Source organism: Escherichia sp. KS167_9B, assembly GCF_030295215.1.
In the GTDB taxonomy this organism is placed as follows: Bacteria; Pseudomonadota; Gammaproteobacteria; order Enterobacterales; family Enterobacteriaceae; genus Escherichia; species Escherichia coli_F.
Window position 1 is genome coordinate 1520619 of sequence record NZ_AP025754.1, and the last position, 14391, is coordinate 1535009.

At 50.4% G+C, this 14391-nt stretch carries 12 protein-coding genes; 5 read left to right on the forward strand and 7 right to left on the reverse strand.

Going from position 1 to position 14391, the window contains the following annotated elements; translation table 11 throughout:
• Positions 1 to 81: 81 nt before the first annotated feature.
• The 3 genes from QUE34_RS07560 to pth all read right to left on the reverse strand — a co-directional run bounded on the left by QUE34_RS07560 (position 82) and on the right by pth (position 5586).
• The gene (locus QUE34_RS07560; protein ID WP_032302909.1) at positions 82 to 2949 is read right to left on the reverse strand and encodes an autotransporter outer membrane beta-barrel domain-containing protein; all 2868 of its coding nucleotides are present in this window, start codon (positions 2947 to 2949) and stop codon (positions 82 to 84) included.
• An 844-nt stretch (positions 2950 to 3793) separates the two neighbouring features.
• Positions 3794 to 4885 carry a redox-regulated ATPase YchF gene (gene ychF / locus QUE34_RS07565; RefSeq protein ID WP_000505866.1) on the reverse strand — a complete coding sequence of 364 codons (1092 nt, stop codon included), beginning with the start codon at positions 4883 to 4885 and terminating at the stop codon, positions 3794 to 3796.
• A 116-nt stretch (positions 4886 to 5001) separates the two neighbouring features.
• Positions 5002 to 5586: an aminoacyl-tRNA hydrolase gene (gene pth, locus QUE34_RS07570; RefSeq protein ID WP_000152937.1), complete on the reverse strand. Its 585-nt coding sequence runs from the start codon at positions 5584 to 5586 to the stop codon at positions 5002 to 5004.
• Between the two features lie 277 nt (positions 5587 to 5863).
• Here pth and ychH point away from each other — a divergent pair, with 277 nt between their 5' ends.
• A complete protein-coding gene (ychH, locus tag QUE34_RS07575; protein WP_000823885.1) occupies positions 5864 to 6142 on the forward strand; it encodes a stress-induced protein YchH in 279 nt (92 codons plus the stop codon).
• Positions 6143 to 6196: 54 nt separating this feature from the next.
• Here the strand turns inward: ychH and dauA are convergent, their stop codons facing one another.
• From dauA to lolB, 4 genes are all read right to left on the reverse strand, one after another.
• Complete coding sequence (dauA, locus tag QUE34_RS07580; protein WP_072039634.1) at positions 6197 to 7876, reverse strand: C4-dicarboxylic acid transporter DauA; 1680 nt, start codon at positions 7874 to 7876, stop codon at positions 6197 to 6199.
• Between the two features lie 124 nt (positions 7877 to 8000).
• A complete protein-coding gene (gene prs, locus QUE34_RS07585) occupies positions 8001 to 8948 on the reverse strand; it encodes a ribose-phosphate diphosphokinase (RefSeq protein ID WP_001298109.1) in 948 nt (315 codons plus the stop codon).
• A gap of 150 nt (positions 8949 to 9098) precedes the next feature.
• Complete coding sequence (ispE, locus tag QUE34_RS07590) at positions 9099 to 9950, reverse strand: 4-(cytidine 5'-diphospho)-2-C-methyl-D-erythritol kinase (protein ID WP_001260356.1); 852 nt, start codon at positions 9948 to 9950, stop codon at positions 9099 to 9101.
• A complete protein-coding gene (gene lolB / locus QUE34_RS07595) occupies positions 9950 to 10573 on the reverse strand; it encodes a lipoprotein insertase outer membrane protein LolB (RefSeq protein ID WP_103253926.1) in 624 nt (207 codons plus the stop codon). The genes ispE and lolB overlap by 1 nt, the downstream gene beginning before the upstream one ends.
• 213 nt (positions 10574 to 10786) lie before the next feature.
• On the opposite strand from lolB, the gene hemA reads away from it, so the two are divergent.
• From hemA to sirB2, 4 genes are read left to right on the forward strand one after another with little or no spacing between them, the layout of a single operon-like run.
• Positions 10787 to 12043, forward strand: a complete 1257-nt coding sequence (gene hemA, locus QUE34_RS07600; RefSeq protein WP_001353262.1) for a glutamyl-tRNA reductase — start codon at positions 10787 to 10789, stop codon at positions 12041 to 12043.
• Between the two features lie 40 nt (positions 12044 to 12083).
• A complete protein-coding gene (gene prfA, locus QUE34_RS07605) occupies positions 12084 to 13166 on the forward strand; it encodes a peptide chain release factor 1 (protein WP_000804726.1) in 1083 nt (360 codons plus the stop codon).
• Positions 13166 to 13999: a peptide chain release factor N(5)-glutamine methyltransferase gene (gene prmC / locus QUE34_RS07610; protein WP_000456456.1), complete on the forward strand. Its 834-nt coding sequence runs from the start codon at positions 13166 to 13168 to the stop codon at positions 13997 to 13999. The genes prfA and prmC overlap by 1 nt, the downstream gene beginning before the upstream one ends.
• The gene (gene sirB2, locus QUE34_RS07615) at positions 13996 to 14388 is read left to right on the forward strand and encodes an invasion regulator SirB2 (protein WP_000200378.1); all 393 of its coding nucleotides are present in this window, start codon (positions 13996 to 13998) and stop codon (positions 14386 to 14388) included. Before prmC ends, sirB2 begins: the two co-directional genes overlap by 4 nt.
• Positions 14389 to 14391 lie beyond the last annotated feature (3 nt).

The window sequence follows — 14391 nt, forward strand, 5'->3', positions numbered from 1 at the left end:
GATACATCAGAGTGATCTGTATTTCATTCCGGCGCACGCTAAAAATTTTCAGCATCGTTTAAGGGCTTGTCTATCCCGCACTTAAAAGCTGAAGCGATATCCTCCGTTGACTTGCTTCTGATCAAAGAGGTTACCCTGCGTGTAATCCGCTTCGAGATAGAATGTGTGCTGTTTGTTATACTGTGCACTGACTCCCACGCCGTTATTCCAGCCATTACCTTTGAAACTGTACTTCTCCCGGGAGTTGTTCAACAGATATTCGGTATCCCCTGAAAACTCGCGGATAGCGCCAGTCTTCACATAGACATTCAGCTGGCTGTTGCCTGCGGTGATGTCATATCCCAGTATCATGCTGGCACGCCCCAGCAGCGATTCGTAGTGATTCAGATGTATATTGAGACCATTACTCGCCTTCATAGCCATCTCATTCTGGTGGCTGTATGTGAGCTGGGTTTGCGGCTCTATATAGAACCCATAACCAGTAGGGGTCAGGTTGAACCTCTGCCCGGCTTCCAGGGAGATGCTCAATCCATTCGCAGTGCCGTTGGCGTTAACGCCGTTGTTCTGACTGTCCAGTACGTGGAAACTATTTTTCTGGTGCGATGCTTTTACAACGAGATCGCTGTAAAAACCGTTGTGTGCCATGTAACTGGCGTACATTCCCATGTAGTCTGAACGTGCGGTACCGTCGCCTCCGCTATAGTCCGGCGATGCATGTGTTGAGCCAATATACAGACCGACATACAACGGCATTTCATCAGAGAGACGTTTATCCCCACCAAACTGGATACCGCTGTAACCCATGTCAAAGCCGCTCAGTTTGCCACTGGCAAAGGAGTCCAGGCTTCCCCCATAACTGCGCAACCAGATATTACCGTCTTTACCCTGATTTCGCAGGTCACCCATCCGTTGCATCAGCGTACGGTTTTCAACATAGTTCAATAAGTAACCGACATTGAGATAATTGCCGCCAGCATCTGCGGTCGTGGTGGGTTTAGGCGTGGGAGCGGGGGCAGGCGTAGGATCGGGGTTGACTATGGGGGGCTGAGCGGGAGCTGGTGTGGGCTCTGGATTAGGAGTCGGCTCCGGAATTGTCCCGGAAGCATAAAGCTCCCAGTTAGTGCCATTTTTACGCACATCATACAGATATCCCCCCAACTCAACCTGAGAAGACGCGCTGAACGAGGCCGCGCCGTCAGTGGTTTTTACCACTGTCAGAACTTCATTTCCCGTTGTGGCCTCGCTGCCCTGGTTACGGATAGCCAATACGTGATTACCAGCACTACTCCCGCTGATATTCAATAAATCCCCTTTATTATTAACGCCATTACCCTCGCCAACAACATCAGCACGCATAATAAAGGTACTGTTACCGCTAAGGTTCTCTACGTTTAATGTGGTAAATGTGCCGGCAGTTGACGCGTGGCTGGCAAAATCGACAGTTGAATGGCTCAGCGCCAGCGTGTCGAGATTAGAATTACTTGTTACGTTCCAGACGCTGTTATTCATTGCAACGTCTAGTTTCCCGCCATTGACATTATCGCTGAGGGAAGAACCTGTCCAAACCGACCCAGGGTGCATATCCAGATTGATTAGCCCACCTTTAGAAAGAACGCTACCGTTGATAAGCATACGACCCGAAGCGTTGATGCGGCTGGCGGCATAACCATCGTCATGTTGCGTTGCGATGGCCATCTGGTCGTGTGTACTCATATCAATGACCAGATCGCTCGTGAGATCGATCTGGCTGTTGGTCATGGCATAAATCCCCCTGGCTCCTGCCGCGCCGGTGATAGCCAAACTGTCTCCGGTTATTCTACCGCCGCTGAGCGCCCACAAACCCAGCGCCAGACTGCCATTACGATCAACCGTAATATCGGTATTTTGCATGTTGATAACAGCCGTTGCCGTCTGGGCTGAGGCACCATAAGAACCGCTGGAAAAGATGCTGTTTCGTTGCGCTGCCGTGCCAGAAAAATTGATTGTCGCGTCTGAACCACTGGTTACGAGGCCACCGCCCTGCGCGGAAGAAATATGGCTATCAGCACCGATAGTGGTTGTACCACCACGAACTTCGACGCCATTGGCAGCGGCTCCAGTTACATCAACAGTGAGTGCATTCGCGCTCACCTGGCCAAAGCTCCAGAGGCCGTGTGCATTATCGCCATTGGTTTTAATGGTACTGTTTGTTCCGAGATCGACAACAGAGTTTTTCTGTACGTTTATTCCCATGGCGCTGTAGCCCTGAACATCGATTGTCAGGTCTGTCGCCGTAAAACGCGCAGCACCGTTGGCGTTATTGCCGTTGAGACCACCGATATAAACACCTGTACTTCCATCGGTCTTGATTTTACTACCGCTTCCAAGATCGACACTGGTGCCATAGTCATTGATGGTTAGGCCTATACCGTTCGAGTTTTCAATGGTGAATTGAGAGGCTGTTAGTGTTGAGCTATGCCCAATAATGATGCCGTCATCGTTACTCTTAATGGTGCTGCCTGTGCCTAAGTCAGCATGTGTATAGTCACCAATTAAATTAATGCCGATGGCAGAGGTTTGACCAACAACATCTACTGTAAGTCGGTTAGCTGTCAGAGAGCTGTTCTTGCCCTGAATAATGATTCCCTTTGCATATCCAGAGGCGTCGTTGACATTGACGGTGACATCATCACCCAGGTTGATATTGCCAGGCGTGTTTCCTGCTGGGGTCATTACACCATAGAGGTTTCCTGATGGATCGGCGGTATCTCCTGTAATTCTGTCACCATCATTAATAGTAATATTGGTGCCATTTTGACTTCCTAAATCAGCAGCTATCAGCAGGGGGGAAAAGATAATTGCATTCAAACCAATAGCGCCATATTTTATCAGTTGAATGGAGGGCGAACGGATTTTTAATTCAGCGAGACGATCGGCTTTGGTATTCCCATTATGTTGTTTGATGCCCATACCACTCCTATATAGTACCCAAGCTATGGGTCTATGGATTTTGTCACTTTGTTTAAGTCAATGAATAATATCCTCTTATCATCATGATATTTGTATGGTGCAATCATGATGAGCTGCTCTGAGAATAATTCTCTATTACCGGGCAAAATCAGGAACACAGGAATTAATATATATTTAACATCCCCCTTACAAAGGTGAGTTTAGATCGAGTTATTCCCTAAGTTGTCGTTACTTATTCCAATTCGTTACTATGAATATGACAAAAACATTACAACAAACAGCGGTTAAATAATTTGGTGAATATTTTTGGTAATAATCCTAATTAGTTATGGGGTTTTCGCTTGATGTATCTGCATAACAAAAACAATATGAGCCATTTTTGCATTACTAATAAGAAAAAGCAAAAAACATCGATATTCATTTTTGATCAATGGATTTTCTGGCATATCGTTATTATCGTGATACTGGTTATCATTTTCATCTTGCCAGGATCGCACGTAATCACGTTATTCGGGGGCTTTATCTGCTGGATATTGCCCTTCAGGCAAGTCCTTTTCTCGCCAGCATATTGGAGCGTGATCAATATTGATCAGCTGTAAAAGGTGTCTGATGTGCAGTGGAACACAAACTTACGTGATCTCATTGCTAATGAGATATCCCTCATCTGAACACTTATGTCTTTAATTATTCTCGTGGTTCACTATAGGCAATAAGCACAAAAGTGTAGGATGTTATAAGAATGGTTAGGACTCGGTGAAATGAAAAATCCACGCAATTGCGTGGATTTTATATACTTTTGCGCTCTTCATGAGATTTAGCGAAACCTCATGAGACAACAAATTAATTAGACGTTGAACAGGAAGTTCATTACATCGCCATCTTTAACGATGTAATCTTTACCTTCTGCACGCATTTTGCCTGCTTCTTTCGCGCCTTGTTCACCTTTGTAAGTGATGAAATCTTCGAACGAAATAGTTTGTGCGCGGATAAAGCCTTTTTCAAAATCAGTATGGATTTTGCCAGCGGCCTGCGGCGCGGTTGCACCAACCGGAATGGTCCATGCACGCACTTCTTTCACCCCAGCAGTGAAGTAAGTTTGCAGGTTCAGCAGCTTATAACCGGCACGGATCACGCGGTTCAGGCCCGGCTCTTCCAGCCCAAGCTCCTGCATAAACTCGTCACGTTCTTCGTCGTCCAGTTCGGCAATGTCTGCTTCAACAGCAGCACAAACCGGAACCACAACAGAACCTTCTTTCGCCGCGATTTCACGCACCTGGTCAAGATACGGGTTGTTTTCAAAACCGTCTTCGTTGACGTTGGCGATGTACATTGTTGGTTTCAGCGTCAGGAAGCTCAGGTAACGAATAGCCGCTTTCTCTTCAGCGCTTAAATCCAGCGCGCGCAGCATACCTGCGTTTTCCAGCTGTGGCAGGCATTTTTCCAGTACCGCCAGCTCGGCTTTCGCGTCTTTATCGCCGCCTTTGGCTTTCTTCTGTACGCGATGAATCGCACGTTCGCAGGTGTCGAGGTCTGCCAGCGCCAGTTCTGTGTTGATAACTTCAATATCATCCGCCGGGTTAACTTTGCCGGAAACGTGAATGATGTTGTCGTTTTCAAAGCAGCGAACAACGTGACCGATCGCTTCGGTTTCACGGATGTTGGTCAGGAACTGGTTACCCAGACCTTCGCCTTTCGATGCGCCTTTTACCAGACCGGCGATATCGACAAATTCCATGGTCGTGGGAAGCGTACGCTGCGGTTTTACGATTTCAGCCAGTTGATCCAGGCGAGGGTCAGGCATTGGTACGACGCCTGTGTTCGGCTCGATGGTGCAGAATGGAAAGTTGGCCGCTTCAATACCGGCTTTGGTCAGCGCGTTGAACAGGGTAGATTTCCCGACGTTGGGCAAACCGACGATACCGCATTTGAATCCCATGATTTAAATCACCTTAATATCTTAATAATCAACCTGTTATTGCTAACAGATTGCAGAAATGGAAATAACTTTGCCTATTATACACGGCACTCGGCAAAAATGCCGCAGACAACGACTTATTGCGCTTTAAAGGCGTGCAATCGGTTCGTTGCTTTGGTCAAGCCCTCTGTAAACCACATTTCAGTACAACGTGCCGCTTCGTCGATGGCTTCATCAATTAACTTCTGTTCACTAACAGGCGGTTTGCCTAACACAAAACCGACAACTTTATTTTTATCGCCCGGATGACCGATTCCGATGCGTAAACGGTGAAAGTTAGGGTTATTACCCAATTTACTGATGATGTCTTTCAGTCCATTGTGACCACCATGGCCACCGCCCAACTTAAATTTGGCGACGCCAGGAGGCAGATCCAGTTCGTCGTGGGCCACCAGAATCTCGTCCGGATTAATGCGGAAAAAACTGGCCATCGCCGCAACGGCTTTGCCGCTGAGATTCATAAATGTAGTCGGGACTAACAGGCGGACATCTTCGCCTCCAAGGGTGACTCGCGAAGTATAACCAAAGAATTTAGCCTCTTCGCGCAGCGGAGCGCGCAATCGCTCTGCCAGTAAGTCAACGAACCAGGCACCAGCATTATGTCGCGTTGCGGCGTATTCAGCGCCGGGGTTCGCCAGGCCGACAATCAATTTAATCGTCACGTTTTTTTGTCCTGAGTGTGTACATAACTGGCGCGTAGTTTACTGGTTGCGGCCCCGCTTGACAAAAAACTGCGTATCAAATGCAGATAACGCAATAATTGCCTAAGTGGACTATTAGAAAATCAAGGTGTTCAGGCGTTTATTTGTAAAGTTTTGTTGAAATAAGGGTTGTAATTGTGATCACGCCCGCACATAACCCACAGGGTGTTGTCTATACTTTACACATAAGGAAGAGGGGTATTCCCTGTTACAACCCAGAAAGTTCCGGAGGTGACATATGAAACGCAAAAATGCTTCGTTACTCGGTAACGTGCTCATGGGGTTGGGTCTGGTGGTGATGGTAGTTGGTGTGGGGTATTCAATCCTCAACCAGTTACCACAGTTTAATATGCCCCAGTATTTCGCACATGGTGCAGTGCTAAGTATTTTCGTCGGTGCCATTCTCTGGCTGGCGGGTGCCCGTGTTGGCGGGCATGAACAGGTGTGCGACCGTTACTGGTGGGTTCGCCACTATGACAAACGTTGCCGCCGTAGCGATAATCGCCGTCATAGCTAACAAATAATGCAGTTTGCTGACCAGTCAGTTTGCGCTGACTGGTCAATTTCGTACTTATAAATCCGCCATCGCCGCGCGACGATTCGGGAAGAACGCCAGGCGTCCCGGGATCGGTTGAATCCCTGCGCGAGCCATAGTGCGCAGCGGCTGGAATTCCACGTTACACACGCGCAGTTCACATCCTTCGGGCAGACGCTTCACAAAACGCTGGAACGCATCAAGGCCACCAGCATCAAGCACCGGAACGGCATCCCACTTCAGAATCACAATCCGTTTGCCTTCAAGACGTGACTCCAGGTCCGTGAACAAGCCTTCAGCGGCAGCAAAGAACAGCGGGCCAATAACGCGCAGAACCAGAACATCGTCTGGAACGTCTACGACTACCGGTGCCAGGCGAGTCATACGTGCGATACGACGCATAAACAGTAGCGATGCCAGCACGATCCCCACGCTGATGGCAATAACCATATCAAACAGCACGGTCAATGACATACACAGTAGCATGACGATGATGTCATCTTTCGGCGCATGACGCAGCAAGTCGACCACTTTGTGCGCTTCACTCATGTTCCACGCCACCATCAACAGCAGGGCCGCCATGGCGGAAAGCGGCAGCCAGGAGAGCAGCGGTGCCAGTACCAGCAGGGCAAGAATAACCAGAATAGAGTGGATCACCGCCGAGATAGGGGAAGTAGCCCCGGCACGGACGTTAGCGGCAGAACGCGCGATGGCAGCTGTAGCGGTAATACCACCAAAGAACGGAGCGATAATATTCCCCAGCCCCTGTCCAACCAGTTCACTGTTCGCTTTGTGTTTCGTTCCGGTCATACCATCCAGTACCACGGCACAGAGCAGAGATTCGATTGCGCCGAGCATTGCCATTGAGAATGCCGCAGGCAGCAGTGTGCGAATAGAATCCCAGGTTAGCGTGAATTCTGAATTAGGCAGGTCCCACGGCAGTACCAGCTGTGGCAGCAGTTGCGGAATACCGTTACCCTGAGTACCATCGGCCAGGACGTAGTGGAATTGCGAACCGATGGTAGCAACATGTCCGCCGAGCAGGTTAACAATTCCCATCACCGCGCAACCAGCCAGCAAGGCCGGAAGGTGACCAGGCAAACGAATGCCCAGACGCGGCCAGAAAACCAGAATGCCAAGCGTCACAATGCCAATGGCAGCATCACCCACATTAATGGTCGGCAACGCCATAAATAATGCGCCGACTTTTTGTAGATAATGCTCCGGGACATGGGCCATTTGCAGACCGAGAAAATCTTTAATCTGCATGGTACCGATGGTGATCCCGATACCCGAGGTGAAACCTAAGGTCACGGAAACCGGAATATATTCAATCAAGCGTCCAAAACGTGCCAGCCCCATCAGGATCAAAAAGACACCTGACATGAGTGTCGCGACCAGCAGTCCTGCCAGTCCAAACTGTTGCGAAACGGGATAGAGAATTACCACAAATGCCGCAGTCGGACCGGAAACGCTAAAGCGTGACCCACCCGTCAGAGCAATGACAATCCCCGCAACAGCTGCGGTATATAAACCGTACTGGGGTGCCACACCACTACCAATAGCCAACGCCATCGCCAGCGGGATAGCAATAATCCCGACGGTTATCCCGGCAATCAGGTCACGGGTAAACCGTGCGGCAGTATATTTTTCTTTCCAGCAAGCGTCGATCAGAGCGCGGAAAGGCATCACATGTGAGGAAAATATTTTGTTCACAATAATGTTTCATCCGTGAGCGCATCATCTGTCAACTAAATGGCAGGTGAAGGAGGCATAGGTCATACAAATGGATATTACAGACAAAAAAACCCGCCGCAGCGGGTCTTTGAGCCGGGTTCGATTAGTGTTCGAACATGGCAGAGATCGATTCTTCGTTGCTGATACGACGAATCGCTTCGGCCAGCATACCTGACAGGGTCAGAGTACGCACGTTCGGCAGTGATTTGATTTCATCGCTCAGCGGAATGGTATCGCAGACAACGACTTCATCAATTACAGAGTTACGCAGGTTGTTCGCCGCGTTGCCAGAGAAGATCGGGTGAGTCGCGTACGCAAATACACGTTTAGCACCACGTTCTTTCAGAGCTTCAGCAGCTTTACACAGCGTACCGCCAGTGTCGATCATATCATCGACCAGTACGCAGTCACGACCTGCAACGTCACCGATGATATGCATCACCTGGGAAACGTTCGCACGCGGACGACGTTTGTCGATGATTGCCATATCGGTATCGTTCAGCAGCTTAGCGATAGCGCGGGCACGCACAACGCCGCCGATGTCCGGAGAAACCACAATTGGGTTATCCAGATTCAGCTGCAGCATGTCTTCCAGCAGGATCGGGCTACCAAATACGTTATCAACCGGAACGTCGAAGAAACCCTGAATCTGTTCAGCGTGCAGATCCACTGTCAGCACACGGTCAACACCGACGCTGGAGAGGAAGTCTGCAACCACTTTCGCAGTGATTGGTACACGAGCGGAACGGACGCGACGGTCCTGGCGCGCATAGCCAAAGTAGGGGATAACAGCGGTGATACGACCTGCGGAAGCACGACGCAGGGCATCAACCATAACGACTAATTCCATCAGGTTGTCGTTAGTAGGGGCACAAGTGGACTGGATGATGAAAATATCACCACCGCGTACATTTTCGTTGATTTGTACACTGACTTCGCCGTCGCTAAAGCGACCTACAGCGGCGTCGCCGAGTGAAGTGTACAGGCGGTTGGCAATACGTTGTGCTAGTTCCGGGGTGGCGTTACCAGCAAAAAGCTTCATATCAGGCACGAGAAGAACCTCAGGCATGCGTCCATTGGTGGAAAGAATCTGCCGAAAACTGTGCGGGCCAGGCATGATTCTTTCCAGGCGGTGTATTAAAGAGCGCGATGCAACGTCTGGAACAAGGTGACGTTGTCACCGAAACTCAGCTTGCCCGGCTTAAAGCATGGCTCTGTGCAATGGGGAAAGATTAACGCCTTTCGCCACAAAGCCATTGAGCCATTCCGGGGCTTGCTCTAGCACCTGGCGGGCTTCAGACTCTGTATCAAATTCAGCAAAGACACAGGCCCCTGTCCCAGTCAGGCGCGACGGGGCGTATTCTAACAGCCAGGAAAGCACCGCATCAACCTCGCGAAAACGTTTTCTTGCGATAACCTCGCAATCATTGCTGAATTCACATTTTAGCAACGTTTCTATTGACCTTTTTGGCGTATTGCGCGGGAGTTCAGGATCTTTAAAAATCACCGGTGTCGGAATACTTACACCAGGGTGCGCCACCAAGTACCACTTCTCTGGCGGATCCACCGGCGTTAGTATTTCACCAACGCCTTCGGCAAACGCGGCATGCCCCCGAACAAAGACAGGAACATCTGCGCCCAGCGTCAGCCCCATTTCCGCCAGTTCATCAATGCTTAGCCCGCATTGCCAGAGATGGTTTAATGCCACCAGCACCGTCGCGGCATTGGATGAACCACCACCCAGACCGCCGCCCATCGGCAAACGCTTGTCAATACTGATTTCTGCACCGCTTCCCGTAGGAAGACGCCCGCTGGCGGCTGCTGTTTTCATCAGCAACCGTGCTGCGCGAACGATCAGGTTATCTTCATGTTCCACGCCTTCAACGGGGGTTAACAGACGAATATCCCCATCGTCACGAAGCTCAATGCTGATGGTGTCGCCGTAATCCAGGAACTGAAACAGCGTTTGCAGCGTGTGGTAACCGTCCGAACGCTGACCGGTAATGTATAAAAACAGATTAAGTTTTGCCGGAGAGGGCCACTGTGTCCGCATTATTTCACTATCCAGTTATCCATTTTTAACTTGATGCGCTGACCACCATCGGTGAGTTCCATATTGGCTGGCATCGCAGGTTGCGTTTTGGTGCCATAACCACCGTAAACAACTTTCCAGTTTTTGCCGTTTTGGCTGTAGGTGATTTCGCTGAGGCGATATTGATCGTCCAGTTTGTAGTCGGTTGCATCACCCGGTAAACCTAAAATCCACTGACGCAAACTGTTGAGCGGAATCGGCATTCCGGTCAATTTGCCAATCATCTCTTCGGCGTCATCGGCGGTGTAACGCTGCCCTTTATTGTCGACTAACTGCACGTTACCCGGCTGAGCATTCAGCTCCAGTTCGGTGCTGCCCAATGGGTTAGTCAGTAGCAGACGATAGCGATCCTGGCCGGTTTGTTGCCAGAAAAAGCGGGCGTAGACTTTTTGTTGATCAGAAATATAAGCGAATGCACCGCGAGTCTGATACTGATTAAGATTACGCACGTCTTGCTGATGCTGACGCCATTGTGGCGAATCCGGGCTTTTGCCAGGACCTTTCGGCGTGGTAACGGAACAGGCAGTAAGCACGAGAGCAGCCAGTGGTAGCAGACGGATAAGACGAAAATCGGGCAGGGGCATAATGATGACAAGTCCTTGAGATACGTTGCAGTTATAACCCTTAATGCTAGCGTTACCGTCCGCTATCGTCTATGTTCAAGTTGTCTTAATTGCCAGAATCTAACGGCTTTCGGCAATTACTCCAAAAGGGGGCACTCTCTTTTATTGATCTCGCGCATCCTGTATGATGCGAGCAGACTAACCCTATCAACGTTGGTATTATTTCCCGCAGACATGACCCTTTTAGCACTCGGTATCAACCATAAAACGGCTCCTGTATCGCTGCGAGAACGTGTATCGTTTTCGCCGGATAAGCTCGATCAGGCGCTTGACAGCCTGCTTGCGCAGCCGATGGTGCAGGGCGGCGTGGTACTGTCGACGTGTAACCGCACAGAACTTTATCTTAGCGTTGAAGAGCAGGATAACCTGCAAGAGGCGTTAATCCGCTGGCTTTGCGATTACCATAATCTCAATGAAGACGATCTGCGTAAAAGCCTCTACTGGCATCAGGATAACGATGCAGTTAGCCATTTAATGCGTGTTGCCAGCGGCCTGGATTCACTGGTTCTGGGGGAACCGCAGATCCTCGGTCAGGTTAAAAAGGCGTTTGCCGATTCGCAAAAAGGCCATATGAAGGCCAGCGAACTGGAGCGCATGTTCCAGAAATCTTTCTCTGTCGCAAAACGCGTTCGTACTGAAACCGATATCGGTGCCAGCGCTGTGTCTGTCGCTTTTGCGGCTTGTACGCTGGCGCGTCAGATCTTTGAATCGCTCTCTACGGTGACGGTACTGCTAGTTGGCGCGGGTGAGACTATCGAGCTGGTGGCGCGTCATCTACGTGAACACAAAGTACAGAAGATGATTATCGCCAACCGTACTCGCGAACGCGCCCAAATTCTGGCAGATGAAGTCGGCGCAGAAGTGATTGCCTTGAGCGATATTGACGAACGTCTGCGCGAAGCCGATATCATTATTAGTTCTACCGCCAGTCCGTTGCCGATTATCGGTAAAGGCATGGTGGAGCGCGCATTAAAAAGCCGTCGCAACCAACCGATGCTGTTGGTAGATATTGCCGTTCCGCGCGATGTTGAGCCGGAAGTTGGCAAACTGGCGAATGCTTACCTTTATAGTGTTGACGATCTACAAAGCATTATTTCGCACAACCTGGCGCAGCGTAAAGCCGCAGCAGTTGAGGCGGAAACTATTGTCGCCCAGGAAACCAGCGAATTTATGGCGTGGCTGCGTGCACAAAGCGCCAGCGAAACCATTCGCGAGTATCGCAGCCAGGCAGAGCAAGTTCGCGATGAGTTAACCGCCAAAGCGTTAGCGGCCCTTGAGCAGGGCGGCGACGCGCAAGCCATTATGCAGGATCTGGCATGGAAACTGACTAACCGCTTGATCCATGCGCCAACGAAATCACTTCAACAGGCCGCCCGTGACGGGGATAACGAACGCCTGAATATTCTGCGCGACAGCCTCGGGCTGGAGTAGCAGTACATCATTTTCTTTTTTACAGGGTGCATTTACGCCTATGAAGCCTTCTATCGTTGCCAAACTGGAAGCCCTGCATGAACGCCATGAAGAAGTTCAGGCGTTGCTAGGTGACGCGCAAACTATCGCCGACCAGGAACGTTTTCGCGCATTATCACGCGAATATGCGCAGTTAAGTGATGTTTCGCGCTGTTTTACCGACTGGCAACAGGTTCAGGAAGATATCGAAACCGCACAGATGATGCTCGACGATCCTGAAATGCGTGAGATGGCGCAGGATGAACTGCGCGAAGCTAAAGAAAAAAGCGAGCAACTGGAACAGCAATTACAGGTTCTGTTACTACCAAAAGATCCTGATGACGAACGTAACGCCTTCCTCGAAGTCCGTGCCGGAACCGGCGGCGACGAAGCGGCGCTCTTCGCTGGCGATCTGTTCCGTATGTACAGCCGTTACGCCGAAGCCCGCCGCTGGCGTGTAGAAATCATGAGCGCCAGCGAGGGTGAACATGGTGGCTATAAAGAGATCATCGCCAAAATTAGCGGTGATGGTGTATATGGTCGTTTGAAATTCGAATCTGGCGGTCATCGCGTGCAGCGTGTGCCTGCTACGGAATCGCAGGGTCGAATTCATACTTCTGCTTGTACCGTTGCGGTAATGCCAGAACTGCCTGACGCAGAACTGCCGGACATCAACCCAGCAGATTTGCGCATTGATACTTTCCGCTCTTCAGGAGCTGGTGGTCAGCACGTTAACACCACCGATTCGGCAATCCGTATTACCCACTTGCCGACCGGGATTGTTGTTGAATGTCAGGACGAACGTTCACAACATAAAAACAAAGCTAAAGCACTTTCTGTACTTGGTGCTCGCATCCACGCTGCAGAAATGGCAAAACGGCAACAGGCCGAAGCGTCTACCCGTCGTAACCTGCTGGGGAGTGGCGATCGCAGCGACCGTAACCGTACTTACAATTTCCCGCAGGGGCGCGTTACCGATCACCGCATCAACCTGACGCTCTACCGTCTGGATGAAGTGATGGAAGGTAAGCTGGATATGCTGATTGAACCGATTATCCAGGAACATCAGGCCGATCAACTGGCGGCGTTGTCCGAGCAGGAATAATGGAATATCAACACTGGTTACGTGAAGCAATAAGCCAACTTCAGGCGAGCGAAAGCCCGCGGCGTGATGCTGAAATCCTGCTGGAGCATGTTACCGGCAAAGGGCGTACTTTTATTCTCGCCTTTGGTGAAACGCAGCTGACTGACGAACAATGTCAGCAACTTGATGCGCTACTGACGCGTCGTCGCGATGGTGAACCTATTGCTCATTTAACCGGGGTGCGAGAATTCTGGTCGCTGCCGTTATTTGTTTCGCCAGCGACCTTAATTCCGCGCCCGGATACGGAGTGTCTGGTGGAGCAGGCACTGGCGCGGTTGCCTGAACAGCCTTGCCGTATTCTCGATCTCGGGACGGGTACCGGGGCGATTGCGCTGGCGCTGGCTAGCGAGCGCCCGGACTGTGAAATTACCGCTGTAGATCGTATGCCAGATGCTGTCTCTCTGGCACAACGTAATGCCCAGCATCTGGCGATCAAAAATATCCATATTCTGCAAAGCGACTGGTTTAGCGCGCTAGCCGGGCAGCAGTTTGCGATGATTGTCAGCAATCCGCCGTATATTGACGAGCAGGATCCACATCTTCAACAAGGCGATGTCCGCTTTGAGCCGCTCACTGCGCTGGTTGCGGCAGACAGTGGAATGGCAGACATCGTGCATATCATCGAACAGTCGCGTAACGCGCTGGTATCCGGCGGCTTTCTGCTTCTGGAACATGGCTGGCAGCAGGGCGAAGCGGTGCGACAGGCATTTATCCACGCGGGATATCATGACGTCGAAACCTGTCGGGACTATGGTGATAACGAGCGCGTAACGCTCGGCCGCTATTATCAATGACAAGTTTTTCTACACTGCTTAGCGTTCATCTCATTAGCATTGCGCTTTCTGTAGGGCTATTAACCTTACGTTTCTGGCTACGTTATCAGAAGCATCCACAGGCATTTGCTCGTTGGACGCGCATTGTGCCGCCGGTTGTCGATACGGTGTTATTGTTAAGCGGCATTGCGTTGATGGCTAAAGCGCACATCCTGCCATTTTCCGGGCAGGCACAGTGGCTGACTGAAAAGCTGTTTGGAGTTATCATTTATATCGTTTTGGGTTTTATTGCACTCGATTATCGTCGTATGCACAGTCAGCAGGCGCGCATTATTGCCTTCCCGCTGGCGTTGGTGGTGCTGTACATCATCATTAAACTCGCCACCACAAAAGTACCGTTACTGGGGTAAGTC

Coding starts and splice junctions, on each gene's coding strand:
- prfA (WP_000804726.1), top strand. CDS start 12,084: ATGAAGCCTTCTATCGTTGCCAAACTGGAAGCCCTGCATGAACGCCAT.
- lolB (WP_103253926.1), bottom strand. CDS start 10,573: ATGCCCCTGCCCGATTTTCGTCTTATCCGTCTGCTACCACTGGCTGCT.
- QUE34_RS07560 (WP_032302909.1), bottom strand. CDS start 2,949: ATGGGCATCAAACAACATAATGGGAATACCAAAGCCGATCGTCTCGCT.
- hemA (WP_001353262.1), top strand. CDS start 10,787: ATGACCCTTTTAGCACTCGGTATCAACCATAAAACGGCTCCTGTATCG.
- ychH (WP_000823885.1), top strand. CDS start 5,864: ATGAAACGCAAAAATGCTTCGTTACTCGGTAACGTGCTCATGGGGTTG.
- sirB2 (WP_000200378.1), top strand. CDS start 13,996: ATGACAAGTTTTTCTACACTGCTTAGCGTTCATCTCATTAGCATTGCG.
- ychF (WP_000505866.1), bottom strand. CDS start 4,885: ATGGGATTCAAATGCGGTATCGTCGGTTTGCCCAACGTCGGGAAATCT.
- ispE (WP_001260356.1), bottom strand. CDS start 9,950: ATGCGGACACAGTGGCCCTCTCCGGCAAAACTTAATCTGTTTTTATAC.
- prmC (WP_000456456.1), top strand. CDS start 13,166: ATGGAATATCAACACTGGTTACGTGAAGCAATAAGCCAACTTCAGGCG.